Annotated in this window: 15 protein-coding genes; 7 read left to right on the forward strand and 8 right to left on the reverse strand. The window is 73.0% G+C overall.

What is annotated here, in order from left to right; translation table 11 throughout:
• The coding region (locus tag D5H75_RS39505) for a hypothetical protein (protein ID WP_422674089.1) at positions 1–257 on the forward strand (257 nt) is incomplete at its 5' end.
• Positions 258–565: 308 nt separating this feature from the next.
• Here D5H75_RS39505 and D5H75_RS39510 read toward each other — a convergent pair.
• The 3 genes from D5H75_RS39510 to D5H75_RS39520 form a co-directional block, all read right to left on the reverse strand.
• Positions 566–1,321, reverse strand: coding sequence for a sulfite exporter TauE/SafE family protein (locus D5H75_RS39510; protein ID WP_119931762.1), 756 nt, complete (start codon positions 1,319–1,321; stop codon positions 566–568).
• 123 nt (positions 1,322–1,444) lie between these two features.
• The gene (locus D5H75_RS39515; RefSeq protein ID WP_119931763.1) at positions 1,445–2,425 is read right to left on the reverse strand and encodes an SPFH domain-containing protein; all 981 of its coding nucleotides are present in this window, start codon (positions 2,423–2,425) and stop codon (positions 1,445–1,447) included.
• A 325-nt stretch (positions 2,426–2,750) separates the two neighbouring features.
• Positions 2,751–3,542: an ABC transporter ATP-binding protein gene (locus tag D5H75_RS39520; protein WP_119931764.1), complete on the reverse strand. Its 792-nt coding sequence runs from the start codon at positions 3,540–3,542 to the stop codon at positions 2,751–2,753.
• 163 nt (positions 3,543–3,705) lie between these two features.
• Here D5H75_RS39520 and D5H75_RS39525 point away from each other — a divergent pair, with 163 nt between their 5' ends.
• Positions 3,706–4,458 (forward strand): hypothetical protein, encoded by a 753-nt coding sequence (locus D5H75_RS39525; protein ID WP_202638966.1) that lies wholly within the window; start codon positions 3,706–3,708, stop codon positions 4,456–4,458.
• Positions 4,459–4,508: 50 nt separating this feature from the next.
• Here D5H75_RS39525 and D5H75_RS39530 read toward each other — a convergent pair whose 3' ends face one another.
• From D5H75_RS39530 to D5H75_RS39550, 5 genes are all read right to left on the reverse strand, one after another.
• The gene (locus D5H75_RS39530; RefSeq protein WP_119931766.1) at positions 4,509–6,701 is read right to left on the reverse strand and encodes a peptidase domain-containing ABC transporter; all 2,193 of its coding nucleotides are present in this window, start codon (positions 6,699–6,701) and stop codon (positions 4,509–4,511) included.
• Positions 6,698–6,895 carry a hypothetical protein gene (locus D5H75_RS39535; RefSeq protein WP_119931767.1) on the reverse strand — a complete coding sequence of 66 codons (198 nt, stop codon included), beginning with the start codon at positions 6,893–6,895 and terminating at the stop codon, positions 6,698–6,700. The genes D5H75_RS39530 and D5H75_RS39535 overlap by 4 nt, the downstream gene beginning before the upstream one ends.
• 228 nt (positions 6,896–7,123) lie before the next feature.
• On the reverse strand, positions 7,124–7,321 hold the full coding sequence (locus D5H75_RS39540; protein WP_119931768.1) for a hypothetical protein: 198 nt from the start codon (positions 7,319–7,321) through the stop codon (positions 7,124–7,126).
• Between the two features lie 180 nt (positions 7,322–7,501).
• Positions 7,502–8,350, reverse strand: coding sequence for an ABC transporter permease (locus D5H75_RS39545; protein WP_119931769.1), 849 nt, complete (start codon positions 8,348–8,350; stop codon positions 7,502–7,504).
• The gene (locus D5H75_RS39550) at positions 8,347–9,363 is read right to left on the reverse strand and encodes an ATP-binding cassette domain-containing protein (RefSeq protein ID WP_119931770.1); all 1,017 of its coding nucleotides are present in this window, start codon (positions 9,361–9,363) and stop codon (positions 8,347–8,349) included. The genes D5H75_RS39545 and D5H75_RS39550 overlap by 4 nt, the downstream gene beginning before the upstream one ends.
• Positions 9,364–9,408: 45 nt before the next feature.
• Between D5H75_RS39550 and D5H75_RS39555 the strand changes: the two genes are divergently transcribed.
• The 5 genes from D5H75_RS39555 (at position 9,409) to D5H75_RS39575 (ending at position 12,785) form a co-directional block, all read left to right on the forward strand.
• Positions 9,409–10,095: a TetR/AcrR family transcriptional regulator gene (locus D5H75_RS39555; protein ID WP_202638967.1), complete on the forward strand. Its 687-nt coding sequence runs from the start codon at positions 9,409–9,411 to the stop codon at positions 10,093–10,095.
• 73 nt (positions 10,096–10,168) lie between these two features.
• Entirely contained in the window at positions 10,169–10,402 is a 234-nt protein-coding gene (locus D5H75_RS39560) for a hypothetical protein (protein ID WP_119931772.1), read from the forward strand.
• A 44-nt stretch (positions 10,403–10,446) separates the two neighbouring features.
• Complete coding sequence (locus tag D5H75_RS39565) at positions 10,447–10,926, forward strand: RrF2 family transcriptional regulator (RefSeq protein WP_202638968.1); 480 nt, start codon at positions 10,447–10,449, stop codon at positions 10,924–10,926.
• A 57-nt stretch (positions 10,927–10,983) separates the two neighbouring features.
• Positions 10,984–11,430, forward strand: a complete 447-nt coding sequence (locus D5H75_RS39570) for a carboxymuconolactone decarboxylase family protein (RefSeq protein WP_119931774.1) — start codon at positions 10,984–10,986, stop codon at positions 11,428–11,430.
• Positions 11,431–11,486: 56 nt separating this feature from the next.
• Positions 11,487–12,785: an FAD-binding oxidoreductase gene (locus D5H75_RS39575; RefSeq protein ID WP_119931775.1), complete on the forward strand. Its 1,299-nt coding sequence runs from the start codon at positions 11,487–11,489 to the stop codon at positions 12,783–12,785.
• Positions 12,786–12,789: the final 4 nt, after the last annotated feature.

Below are 12,789 nucleotides of genomic sequence, written 5' to 3' on the forward strand. Positions count from 1 at the left end.
CCAAGAAGGTCCGCACCATGGACCAGATCGTCGGCTTCGGCGACCCCGCCAAGATCGCCACCAAGAAGACCGTCGCCGCCAAGGCCAAGGACAAGGCCGAGACCGGCACCACGACCGGCACCGCCGCGGCCCAGCCCGCCCCCGCGCAGGACGTGCCGGTGGCCGCCCCCGCGGCCATGGGCGGCACCGCCCTCATCGGCGGCTTGGTCATCGCCACCACCGCCAAGAAGCTCCACAACCTGTTCAAGCGCTCCTGACCAGCGGCCCCTGACCGCTCACAGGAGCAGCCCGGCCGGTAGAGCCACGAGAACCCCGCCTCTCCCCCCGAGAGGCGGGGTTCTCTCATGCCCGGACCCAACGAAAAACCGGCGTGCCCCAAACGCCCAGAGAAGCCCGCACCCCACCCCTCAGCCAGCCATCGGTCAAACGCGCCGGGCTCTCTGATCCCGGGTGCCTGAGCACGCGTCACCTCGTGACAAACCCTCGGAGGGGCGGCTCGGGGGTGGGCGGGTCGCGGCTGGTGGTCGGGGCGGGCTGGTGGGGGCTTGGCCAGACCGGGCCTGGGTCAGTCGGTGAGGAGGCTGATGATGGCTATCACGCCTACGCAGACGATGATCACGCGGAAGAGGAGTGGGGGGATCTTGCGGCCGAGGCGGGCACCGAGGTAGCCGCCGACGGTGCTGCCGAGGGCCACCAGGAGGACGGCGGTCCAGTCGGGTTTGGCGACGGCGATGAAGAGGACGGCGGCGGTGGTGTTGACCAGGCCCGACAGGACGTTCTTGGCGCCGTTGAGGCGCTGGAGGTCGTCGTCCAGGAAGATGCCGAGGATGGCGAGCAGGAGGACGCCCTGGGCCGCGCCGAAGTAGCCGCCGTAGACGCCGCAGGCGAAGACGCCGGTCCAGAGCCAGGGGCCGCCGTGGGCGTGGTGGTTCCGCCGCCGGGCCAGGAGCCAGGCGTTCATCTTCGGCTGGACGACCACCAGGACGCAGCCCAGGGCGATCAGGGCGGGGACGATGAACTCGAAGGCCTCCGGCGGGAGCGTCAGCAGGAGGCCCCCGCCCAGGAGGGCGCCCGCCACCGAGCCGGCGCCCAGCCGGAGGAGCCGCGGGAGCTGGCCCTTGAGTTCGGCGCGGTAGCCGTACGCGCTGGTCCAGGAGCCCGGGACGAGGCCGATGTTGTTGGAGACGTTCGCGGGGATCGGGGGCAGGCCCACGGCCAGGAGGGTGGGGAAGGTGATGAGCGAGCCCGAGCCCACCACCGCGTTGATTCCCCCCGCGCCCACTCCGGCCGCGAAGACCGCGAGCATCTCCAGCGGCGTCATCTCCGCCCTTTCCGTTCAGTCCCGTACGGTTTCCCCGTACGGCGTCGCTCAAGCCACGGCGCGTGGCATTGGGCGATCGTAGAACGGTTTCAGGAACTGAGCGAAGAATGTCCGAGATGTGAACTACGGGGCGTATGGGTCCCGGCCGAGGTGGCGGAGGTCGGGGTCGGGCAGGTCGCGCGGGGTCTCGCGGGCGTCCTGCATCGCGCCGAAGAAGCCGCCCAGCCCTTCGAGCGCCTTGCCCATCTCCGACGGCACGATCCAGATCTTGTTCGCGTCGCCCTTGGCGATCTCCGGCAGGGTCTGGAGGTACTGGTAGGCCAGGAGCCGCTGGGTCGGGTTGCCCTCGTGGATGGCCTTGAAGACCGTGGAGATGGCGTCCGCCTGCCCCTGCGCGCGCACCGACTGGGCCTTGGCCTCGGCGTCGGCGCGCAGGACCGCCGCCTCGGCCTCGCCCCGGGCCTTGAGCACGGCGGCCTGCCGTTCGCCCTCGGCCGTGAGGATCGCCGACTGCTTGGCGCCCTCGGCGGCCAGGATCGCGGCGCGCTTGTCGCGGTCGGCGCGCATCTGCTTCTCCATCGAGTCCTGGATCGAGGTGGGCGGGTCGATGGCCTTCAGCTCCACGCGGTTGACGCGGATGCCCCACTTGCCGGTCGCGTCGTCGAGCACGCCGCGCAGCTCGGTGTTGATCTCCTCGCGGGAGGTCAGCGTGCGCTCCAGGTCCATGCCGCCCACCACGTTGCGCAGCGTGGTGACGGTGAGCTGCTCGACGGCGGTGATGAAGTTGGCGATCTCGTACGTCGCCGCCTTGGGGTCGGTGACCTGGAAGTAGATGACCGTGTCGATGGACACGACGAGGTTGTCCGAGGTGATCACCGGCTGCGGCGGGAACGAGACGACCTGTTCGCGCAGGTCGATCAGGGGGCGCAGCCGGTCGATGAAGGGGATGACCACGTTCAGGCCGGCGTGCAGCGTGCGGTGGTAGCGGCCGAACCGTTCGACGATCCCCGCGGTGGCCTGCGGGACGATGCGCACGGTCTTGGCGAGGAGGAAGCCGGCGATGGCCACCATGACGAGTACGGCGATCAGGGAGGCGGTTTCCATGGGCCTGGGACTCCCGTCGTAGATGACCCGGAAGATAACCCGAAGCCCGCTTCGCCCCCCGAACCGGCGGCCTTCTAGGGCGTGATGATATTTGGTCCGGCTTTGCTCGGCTATGCGCCTCACACAACTGCCGCCGTACCGTCACTCGGACCGGCGCGGCTCCCCGGGAGCCGGGCGCCGCGCGCCGCTGACCACGGGAACCACGCCCCCGCGCCGCCGACGGCGAGAGCCGGGCGCCGTGCCGTACGGCTCCCGCCAAGGGGACCCCGCGCTCAGGCGTGATCGGGCGTGCCCGGGCGGAGCGGGGCGGCGCGGGAGGGGCGGCTCAGGCGAAGATCGCGCGGGCGTTCCAGCGGCCGTTGCGCTGCTCCACCGACAGCGGGAGCCCGAACGTCTTCGTCAGGTTCGCCTCGGTGAACACCTCAGCCAGCGGGCCCGCCGCCACGACCGAGCCCCGGCGGAGCAGCATCGCGTGCGTGAACCCGGCCGGCACCTCCTCCACGTGGTGCGTGACCAGGATCATCGTCGGCGCGGTGGGCGACTGGGCGAGGCCGGCGAGACGCCGTACGAGATCCTCGCGGCCGCCCAGGTCGAGGCCGGCGGCGGGCTCGTCGAGCAGCAGCAGCTCGGGGTCGGGCATCAGGGAACGGGCGATCTGGACGCGCTTGCGCTCGCCCTCGGACAGCGTGGCGAAGCGCCGGCGGATCAGGTGGGCGCAGCCGAGCTGGTCGAGGAGCTCCACCGCGCGCGTGACGTCGGCGGAGTCGTACTCCTCCTCCCAGCGGCCCAGGATGGCGTACGACCCGGTCAGCACGAGGTCTATGACCTTCTCGTCCGGCGGCACGCGCTCGGCGATGGCGGCGCTGGTCAGGCCGATGCGGGGGCGCAGCTCGAACACGTCGGTGCGGCCCAGCGTCTCGCCGAGGATCTCCACGGTGCCTTCGGTGGGGTACAGCAGAGACGCCGCGACCTGCAGCAACGTCGTCTTGCCCGCGCCGTTGGGGCCCAGCACCACCCAGCGTTCGTCCTCGTGGACGGTCCAGCCGACGCCCCGCAGCAGGGCCGAGCCGTCTCGCCTGACGGCCACGTCCTTGAGCCGAAGCACCTCACCGGCCATCCGAATCCTCCTTAATGTCCGCCCCCGCCGAGATCGTCCCCGGAAAGGTACTCCCTGCCGGAGGTACGCTCCTCCCCGGCTCATCCCCAAGCCGGGCAATGCTCGGCCCTGATCTCTGGCTCACCACCAAACCTAGGGGATGGGCAGCACATATCGTTGATTGGTGCACACCGAACCTGTGTCCGCATCGTTCGTCGTCTGGGGCAACGCCTGGCTGACCGGTCACGCCGGGCTGGATGACGCGGTTGACGAGGTCGAGGCCGCGGCCGGGCCGCAGGTGCTCGCCGGTCCCGGCGGTGACGTCCCACTCCGGCACGCCCTCGCCGAGCTCCGCGTCGAGGGCCTGACCGAGTTCCGCCTCGCGCTCCCGGCGCCCGGGGATCCGCTCGGGCTGGCCGGGCCGCCGGGCTTCACCTCCGCGGCCGTGGACGCCGGGCAGGCCGTCCTCGCGGTGCTCCCGGGGATCCCCGGCCGCTGCCTGGGCCTGGTGCCCGCCGAGGACCGGCGCGGCTCGTCGTACGTCGGCCTGCGCTGGACCTCGTACGACGCGTCCCGCACCCTGCCCTACACCCCGTCGCTGCCCGAGGCCGAGCACGCCCTGACCCTGGCCATGCGGGACACCGCCGACGTCCTCGCGGGCCTGGACGCCGCCACCGTCCCGCCCTCGGAGCTGACCAAGCTCCGCCGCGACGACAAGGGACTGGCCCCCGGCTACCCGGCCCGCGCCCACCGCGTCGCCGCCCTCACGGCCCGCCTGTCCCTGGTGCTCAAGCTCGCCTCCGAGGACCGCGGCCTCACCGCCGCCCAGGTCGCCGCCCGCGCCGACGCCCTGCGCCACCTCGACCACGCCGTCCGCCGCGCCCGCGTGGCCGCCTGCAACAGCATCCTCGAATCCGTCCCCGACGCGAGATCCTGACGGCCCGGTACGGCGACCCGCCCCTCCCAGCCGGGCCGTGATCCCCGGCCTCAGGTGGGGGGGGATTGGTGGGCGTGGAGGGTGGCGTAGTGGGCGCCGAGGCGGAGGAGTTCGTGGTGGGTGCCGCGTTCGGCTATCCGGCCGTTCTCGATCACCAGGATCTCGTCGGCGTCGCGGATGGTGCTGAGGCGGTGGGCGATGACTATCCGGGTCTGGGTGAGGTCGGCCAGGTTGCGCTCGATCTCGGCCTCCGTCGCCGTGTCGAGATGGCTGGTCGCCTCGTCCAGGAGGAGGACGCGGGGGCGGGCGAGCATGGCGCGGGCCAGGGCCAGGCGCTGGCGCTGGCCGCCGGACAGGCCGTTGCCCTCGGTGAGGACCGTCTCGTAGCCCATCGGCATGGCGACGATGTCCTCGTGGACGCACGCCAGCCGCGCCGCCTCGACGATCGACTCCAGGTCCGCGTCCGGCCTGCCGAGCGCGATGTTCTCCCGGATCGTGCCCGTGAACAGCGCCGGTTCCTGGGTGACCACGCCGAACTGGCGGCGTAGCGACTTGGTGTCCAGCCACGCGGCGGACACCTGGTCGTACCGGATCTCGCCCTCGGTCGGCGGGTAGAGGCCCAGCATGATCCGCGCGAGCGTGCTCTTGCCCGAGCCGGAGCGGCCGACGAGCGCGAGCTTGCGGCCGCGCGGCACGCTGAGCGTGATGTCGCGCAGGATCCAGGGGGCGCGCGGGTCGTACCGGAAGGAGACCCGGCGCAGCTCGATCTCCCCGGCCAGCCGGCGGACGGTGATCCCGCGCCCGGCCTCGGCGTTCTCGCGCCTGCGCCCGAACGGGCCGACCGGGCGCGGCGTCTCCGGCTCGGTCTCGACGATGTCGGCCAGCCTCTCGAAGTGGACCCGGGACTGCTGAAGCCGCTGGAGGCTCGCCACGAGCGCGGCGAGCGGCGTGAGCGCGCCGACCGCCAGGCCGTTCAGCGCGACCATCTCGCCGACCGTCATCTGCCCGCCGAGCACCCGCCACGCGCCGGCCAGCAGCAGCATCGCGGGCGCGAGGAAGCGCATGCCGCCGAGCACCGCGTCGAGCAGGGTGGTGAGCAGCCCGAGCCGCGTCTCGGCGTTCACCTCGGCGGTGAACAGGCCGAACCAGCGGGTGACCGCCCGCCGTTCGGCGCTGGAGGCCTTGAGCGTCTCGATCCCGTTGATCGACTCGATGAGCCGGCCCTGCGCGGCGGACTCGGCGATCATCTGGCGCTCGGCCAGGTCCACGACCCGCCGCCGCGTGCCCAGCAGCAGGGCGACCTCCACCCCGGCCACCGCCAGCAGGAACGCCCCGAAGACCGGGTCCCAGAACACCACGAGCGCGACGTATCCGATCGCCAGCGGCCCGTCGAGCAGCGCCGACATGAGCTGCCCGGACAGCGTCTCGCGCAGCGCCTCGACGCTCCGCGTCCGCATCACCAGGTCCGACGCGCCGCGCTGGGTGAAGAAGCGGTACGGCAGGGCGAACAGGTGGTCCACGACCCCGGCGGTCAGCTCCGCCCCGACCCGGGCCCGCATCGCCAGCAGCAGCGTCCCCCGCAGGTACGAAAGGACCACCGAGGTCAGCACGGCGAACGCCAGCCCCACCCCGAGCACCTGGAGCAGCGCGGCCCCGTCCGCGCCCGGCAGGACCCGGGAGAACACCAGCCCGGACAGCACCGGCACGAGGAGCCCGAGGCCCTGGAGCAGCAGGGTCGCCAGGAGCACCTGGACCAGCAGGCCCTTGCGCCGGAACAGGATCGCGCGCACGAGGTCCCGCCGCCACTCCCGGCGGCCGGGGTCTCGCGGGATCGCCGGGAAGTCCTCCCCCGGCTCGAACACGAGCACCACGCCCGTGAACCCGGCCGCGAACTCCCGCGCCGTCATCCCGCGGCGGCCCTTGGCGGGGTCCACGACGTCCACGCGCTTCGGCGTCCAGCGCTCGACGACGATGAAGTGGTTGAACTCCCAGTGCACGACCGCGGGCCCGGTGACGCCCGCCAGCGCCTCCGGCTCCACGGAGAAGGCGCGGACGCGGAAGCCGTACGCCCGCCCGGCGGCGGCGATCGCGGCGGCGGTCAGGCCGTCCCTGGAGACGCCGACGTGCTCGCTGACCTCCCGTACGGCCGTGGGGCGGCCGTGGAAGCCGAGGATCATGGACAGGCAGGCCGCGCCGCAGTCGGCCATGGTGTGCTGCCGGACCAGCGGGACGCGGCGCCTCACGCCCCGCCCCCGAGCAGCGGCAGCACGCCGAACCAGACCAGCCCGGCCATGGAGGCGGCGAGCAGGACCGTGTAGATCCACAGGCCGGCGAAGTCGCGCGCCGGGATCTCGTACAGCGGCTCGGTCTCCGGCTGCCCCTCCCGGTACCGGTTGAGCGCCTCCTCGCGGAAGATCGATCTGTTCGCCTCGCTCATCTGTCTCCCCGTAGTCGCGGGGTCCCCCGTGGTTCCCCGTGTCCCGCAGCGGAGGCCGCGTCCCCGTGCCCCGCGCAAGGGCCCGCCCCCGTCACGCCGCGGGCGGCCTCGCCCCCGGCACGCCGAAACGCGGGGGCCCGGCTCCCGCCTCGCCCCCGCGTTCAGCTCTTCCGTCGCCGAAGTACGGCGCGCCCCGGGATGCCCATGACGGCATCACCTCGGGTGGCGTCAGTCGATGACGCAGGGCCGCTCGCCCACGGCCGGGCCCTTGCCGTAGCCGGGGCCGAAGGGGCGGTGGGTGCTGATGATGTGCTTCCAGAAGCAGTTGTCGCGGTGGTGGTAACCCTTGGCACCCCCGGAGACCTGCTCGAGCTGCTCGATGTCGAGCTCGGCGGCCATGTCCTCGATGCGAACCTGGTCCTTCATTTCGTGCCTCTCTCTTTCGTGTTGCCCGATGAGGCGGGCGCCCTCCGGGCCGGCGTGTGCCGCCAGGCCCGGCCGGGCGCCCCGCTCATCCGTGACCCCCCTGAAGCCGGCGCCGTCGCGCCGACGATCGAAACGATCCCGCACCCCACTTGTGGATCACTTGGAGATCACTAGCGAGGCTCAGCCGCGGACGTACAGGCGACCGGAGAGACGACGCGCGGACAGCGGCACGAAGATCAGGAGGACCACCGCGATCCAGGCCAGCGAGGCGGCGACGGGATTCTGGAGCGGCCAGGGGGCGTCCGGGGCGAGCGGGGCGGGGTTGCCCCAGAACAGGCGGCAGGCGGTGGTGACCGCGCTCAGCGGATTCCACTCGGCGGCCGTGCGCAGCCACCCTGGCATGCCCTGCGTCGGCACGAAGGTGTTGGCGACGAACGTGAGCGGGAACGTCACCAGCATCACGAAGAACTGGGTCGCCTGGGCGTCGCGCGCCACCAGGCCGAGGTAGACCCCCGCCCAGCTCAGCGCGTATCCGAGCAGCAGGAGCAGGCCGAAACCGGCCAGCACCTCCAGCGGCCCGCCCGACACCCGCCATCCGGCGAGCAGCGCGCAGGCGATCATCGCCGCCATGCCGGGGATCATCGCGATCTGGTCGCCGATGGTGCGCCCGGCCAGGATCGCCGTCCGGGACATGGGGAGCGAGCGGTACCGGTCCATCAGCCCGCCGCCGGAGTCCTCCGCCACGCCCGCGGCCGTGCCGCCGAGGCCGAACACGCGGCTCTGCACGAGGATGCCGGGCATGAGGTAGGCGATGTAGTCGCCGCCGGGCACCGGGATCGCGCTCCCGAAGACGTACCCGAACAGCAGGGTGAACACGACCGGCATGGCCAGCCCGCCGATGATGTACGCCGGGACGGCCAGGGAGCGCCGGACGACCCGGCGGGCCACCGCCCCGGTCTCGCGGGCGAACCGGACGGGCGGGATCGCGGCCGCGGGGGCGGCCGTGGCCGGGTGGGCGTGGCCGGTCATGCCGCGCGCCCCGTACGCTCGCGCTCGGCCGGCGCCGCGGCCCCGGGTTCCTCCGGATCGTGCGCGGCTCGTCCCGTGAGGTCGAGGAAGACGTCGTCCAGGGTGGGGCGGCGGCGCGCGACGTCCGTGACGGCGGCGCCGGTCGCGGCGAGCGCGCCCAGCACGGCCGTGAGCGCGGCGGGCCCGTCGTCCACGGCGGCGGAGATCGTCGTCGCGTCCACGAGCAGGTCGTCGCGGCCGAGGGCGCCGGCGACGGCGGCGCGGACCACCGGGACGTCGGCCTCGTCGGCGACCACCACGTCCACGTGCTCGCGCCGCCCCTTGAGCCCGTCCGGCGTCCCGTCGGCGATGACCCGCCCGCGGTCGATCACCACGATCTGGCCGGCCAGCCGGTCGGCCTCCTCCAGGTACTGCGTGGTGAGCAGCACCGTGGTCCCCGACCGGCGCAACTCCGCGATCGTGTCCCAGATGCCGGTACGGCTGCGCGGGTCGAGTCCGGTGGTCGGCTCGTCCAGGAAGAGCACCTCGGGGGCGACCAGCAGGCTGGCGGCCAGGTCGAGGCGGCGGCGCATGCCTCCCGAGTAGGTGCGGGCGAGCCGGCCGGCGGCCTCGGTCAGCTCGAACCGCTCCAGCAGTTCGTCCGCCCGCCGCCGGGCCGCCCTGGCGGGCATGCCGTACAGCCGGGCGATCATCTCCAGGTTGGCCCGCCCGCCGAGCAGTTCGTCCACCGCCGCGTGCTGGCCCGCGAGGCCGATGCGCCGCCGTACCTTCGCGGGGTCGCGGACCACGTCGTACCCGGCGACGAGGGCGCGGCCGGCGTCGGGCCGCAGGAGGGTGGCGAGGACGCGGACGGCGGTGGTCTTGCCCGCGCCGTTGGGGCCGAGCAGGCCGCACACGGTCCCGCGGGCCACCGCGAAGTCCACGCCGTCCAGCGCGGTGACCTCATCGCGACGACTCCGGAAATGACGCGCCAGGCGCTCCACGACGATGGCTTGTGTACTAAGTACGCTCATGCGTACAAAGTACACACATCCTGCGTACGTTGTACACTCGCCCTGGTGAGCACGTACATCTGGAGCCGGCCCGAGCGCCCCGAACGCGGCGCGGGCCTGAACCGGGAGCGGATCGTCGCCGCCGCGATGGCGATCGCCGACGCCGACGGCCTGGACGCGGTCACGATGCGGCGGGTGGCCGCCGAGATCGGCGTCTCCACGATGGCGCTCTACCGCCACGTGGAGAACAAGGCGGACATCCTCGACCTCATGCTCGACGCGGCCTACGGCGAGCTCCGTCTCGCGCCCGCGCCCGCCGACGGGTGGCGCGCGAGCATGGACCGGCTGGCCCGGGAGGTGCGGGCGATGGTTCTGCGCCACCCCTGGTTCGCGACCCTCGCCCACACCCGGCCGCCGTCCCCGAACTACGTGGCCTTCTACGACCACTGTCTCGGCGCGCTCAAGGGCCTGCCGCTCTCGCCCGTACGGCTCCACGCGGCCGTGAACATGGTCGTGAACCACGCGGTCACCTTCGCCCAGATGGAGCACACGATCTCCGTCCAGTGGAAGGACCTGGGTGCGGCGGAGCGGGAGGCCGCCCAGTCCATCGGCGCCTACCTGGGGACTCTCATGGCCTCGGGCCGCTACCCCCACTTCACCGCCGCGATGGGCACCGCCCGCCCAGCTCCGGACGAGATGTTCGCGATGGGCCTGGACCTCATCCTCACCGGCATCGCCGCCTCCGCCTCCTGAGAGTGGGCGGGAGACCGGTCTCCATCGCTCAAATGTACGAATATTTGCCCTGGAAAATGGGCACATATCAGGCATGAAAGGCGACAAGGTTGAGGTCGTCGTCGACACCGGGGGCGGGACGACGCGGACCTACGAGGTGGTCGCCACGCGGGCGGGGCGGCGTGTGGACGTCTCCGTGCAGCGCGGGGTGGTGTGGGTGAGCGAGCTGACGCGGAGCGGGACCGTGGTGCGGACCGCGCGGTTCATGCAGAGCCGGGTGCTGGCGCTGGTCGAGCACCCGGTGGACGAGGGCAGGGACGTGGCCTGAGGTTGCGCGCATGATCCTGGATGTGTAATGTCCAGGATGTGCGGATGAACGAGGGCGTCGAGTGGGCGCTGCACAGTTGCCTCAACCTGACCTGGATGGACCCGGGCCGGGCGGTGCCGGCGGCGCGGCTCGCGGCGTTCTACGACCTGCCCGCGGCGTACCTGAACAAGCAGCTCCAGGCGCTGGCGCGGGCGGGCATCCTCACCTCCACCTCGGGCCCGAGGGGCGGGTTCCGGCTCGCGCGAAGGCCCGAGGAGATCACGCTGCTGGACGTCGTGGTGGCGATCGAGGGGGCGGAGGACGCGTTCCGCTGCGAGCAGATCCTGAAGAAGGGCCCCGGGGCCGACCCGGAGGCCGACTACCGGAAGATCTGCCTGATCTCGCAGTCGATGCGGCAGGCCGAGCTGGCCTACCGCAAGGAACTGGCGTCGCGGACGATCGCCGACCTGAAGGCGGACGTCGAGCGGCTCTACCCGGCCACGCCCGGCGCCACCCGGGCCTGGTTCGCGAACGCGCGCCCCTGAACGGCGTTCTTTCGTCCGCTAATTCTGGACATTTAATATCGAGAAAGGTTGGAAAAGATGCAGGCTCGGATGGACGTGCAGAAGGCCGCTCCCGAGGGCTACCAGGCGCTGATCGCCCTGGAGACGTACATCGCCCGCAGCGGCGTGCCCCACAGCACCCTTGAGCTGGTACGGCTGCGCGCCAGCCAGATCAACGGCTGCGGCTTCTGCGTGGACATGCACAGCCGGGACGCCAAGCGCGCCGGCGAGACCGACGAGCGCCTGTGGGCCGTGGCCGCGTGGCGCGAGTCGCCGTACTTCACCGACGAGGAGCGGGCGGCGCTGGCGCTGACCGAGGCGGCGACCCGGCTGGCCGACAACCCGCACGGCGTGCCCGACGAGGTGTGGGACGAGGCCGCCGACCACTACGACGAGGAGGCGCTGGCCGCGATCGTCATGACGATCACCGCGATCAACGCCTGGAACCGCATCAACGTGACGGTCCGCCGCCCCGCCGCCGCCTGACCGCCCGCCCCCGCTCGCCGTACTCACTGACACGACAAACCGGAGGAGACCCCGACATGAGCGAACTGAGGAACCGGATCGCCGGGCGCGTGCGCCTGGCCGGGGACGAGGGCTTCGAGGACGCCCGCAGGCCCTGGAACCTGGCCGTCGAGCAGCCCGTCCACGCGGTGGTCGAGGCCGCGACCGCCGACGACGTGGCCGAGGTGGTGCGGTACGCCCGCGACACCGGTCTGGCCGTCGCCCCGCAGGCCAGCGGGCACGGCGCGAGCGGCGACGTGGAGGGCGTGATCCTGCTGCGCACCGGCCGCCTCGACGACGTGCGGGTGGACCCGGGGGCCCGGACGGCCAGGGTCGGCGCGGGCGTGCGCTGGGCCCGGCTGCTGGAGGCGGTCTCACCGTACGGCCTGACGGGGGTGGCGGGCAGTTCGGGCGCGGTGACCGTGGCGGGGTACACCCTCGGCGGCGGCCTGGGCTGGTTCAGCCGCCGGTACGGCTTCGCGGCGCGGAGCGTGCGCGCCTTCGAGGTCGTGGACGCCGACGGGGAGCGCGGGCGCGTGACCGCGGACTCCGATCCCGGCCTGTTCTGGGCGCTGCGCGGCGGAGGCGGCGAGTTCGCCCTGGTCACCGCGATCGAGCTGGACCTGCACCCGGCTCCGGCGCTGTACGGCGGGCGCGTCCTGTGGCCGGCGGACAAGGCGCCGGAGGTGCTGGCGGCGTTCCGGGAGATCACCGCGACCGCGCCGGAGGAGCTGACGGTGTGGTTCGACCTGCTCCGGTTCCCGGGGGCGCCGCCCACGGTCGCGGTGGACGCGACGTACCTCGGGGACGCGGCGGAGGCGCGCGAGCTGCTGCGGCCCCTCGACCGGATCGGCGGCGCGATCTCCGACGGCCGCGCCGAGCTGCCCGTGGCGGCGCTGCCCTCGATCACGGCCGAGCCGACCGACCCCGGCGCCGGGCTGTCCCGGGCCGAGCTGCTGACCGGGCTGGACGACGTGGCCGGGGTGCTCCTGGACGGGCCGCTCGACCCGCTGCTCAGCGTGCAGCTCCGGCACCTCGGCGGCGCCCTCGCGCGCCCGTCGGGTACCGCGGCGGGGCACCTCGCGGAGCCGTACCTGCTCTACATGTTCGGCCTCGCCCTCGACCCCGCGCTCGCGGCGGCCGTGGACGCTCGGCAGGGCGAGATCGCCGGCAGGCTCGCCGCCAGCGCGACCGGGCGCAAGCCGTACACCTTCCTGCGGCCGGGGGAGCGCGCCGAGCTGGCCTTCGCTGCGGACGACCTGGCCCGGCTGCGGGAGCTGAAGCGCCGCCACGACCCGCGTGACCTGTTCCGGGCGAACTACCCGGTCTCCCGCTGAGCCT

The organism is Bailinhaonella thermotolerans, from assembly GCF_003594875.1.
GTDB classification, from domain to species: domain Bacteria; phylum Actinomycetota; class Actinomycetes; order Streptosporangiales; family Streptosporangiaceae; genus Bailinhaonella; species Bailinhaonella thermotolerans.

Bases quoted from the DNA above. Each gene is read 5' to 3' on its own strand.
- D5H75_RS39510 (WP_119931762.1), bottom strand. From the start codon at position 1,321: ATGACGCCGCTGGAGATGCTCGCGGTCTTCGCGGCCGGAGTGGGCGCG.
- D5H75_RS39515 (WP_119931763.1), bottom strand. From the start codon at position 2,425: ATGGAAACCGCCTCCCTGATCGCCGTACTCGTCATGGTGGCCATCGCC.
- D5H75_RS39520 (WP_119931764.1), bottom strand. From the start codon at position 3,542: ATGGCCGGTGAGGTGCTTCGGCTCAAGGACGTGGCCGTCAGGCGAGAC.
- D5H75_RS39535 (WP_119931767.1), bottom strand. From the start codon at position 6,895: ATGAGCGAGGCGAACAGATCGATCTTCCGCGAGGAGGCGCTCAACCGG.
- D5H75_RS39540 (WP_119931768.1), bottom strand. From the start codon at position 7,321: ATGAAGGACCAGGTTCGCATCGAGGACATGGCCGCCGAGCTCGACATC.
- D5H75_RS39545 (WP_119931769.1), bottom strand. From the start codon at position 8,350: ATGACCGGCCACGCCCACCCGGCCACGGCCGCCCCCGCGGCCGCGATC.
- D5H75_RS39550 (WP_119931770.1), bottom strand. From the start codon at position 9,363: ATGAGCGTACTTAGTACACAAGCCATCGTCGTGGAGCGCCTGGCGCGT.
- D5H75_RS39560 (WP_119931772.1), top strand. From the start codon at position 10,169: ATGAAAGGCGACAAGGTTGAGGTCGTCGTCGACACCGGGGGCGGGACG.
- D5H75_RS39565 (WP_202638968.1), top strand. From the start codon at position 10,447: ATGAACGAGGGCGTCGAGTGGGCGCTGCACAGTTGCCTCAACCTGACC.
- D5H75_RS39570 (WP_119931774.1), top strand. From the start codon at position 10,984: ATGCAGGCTCGGATGGACGTGCAGAAGGCCGCTCCCGAGGGCTACCAG.
- D5H75_RS39575 (WP_119931775.1), top strand. From the start codon at position 11,487: ATGAGCGAACTGAGGAACCGGATCGCCGGGCGCGTGCGCCTGGCCGGG.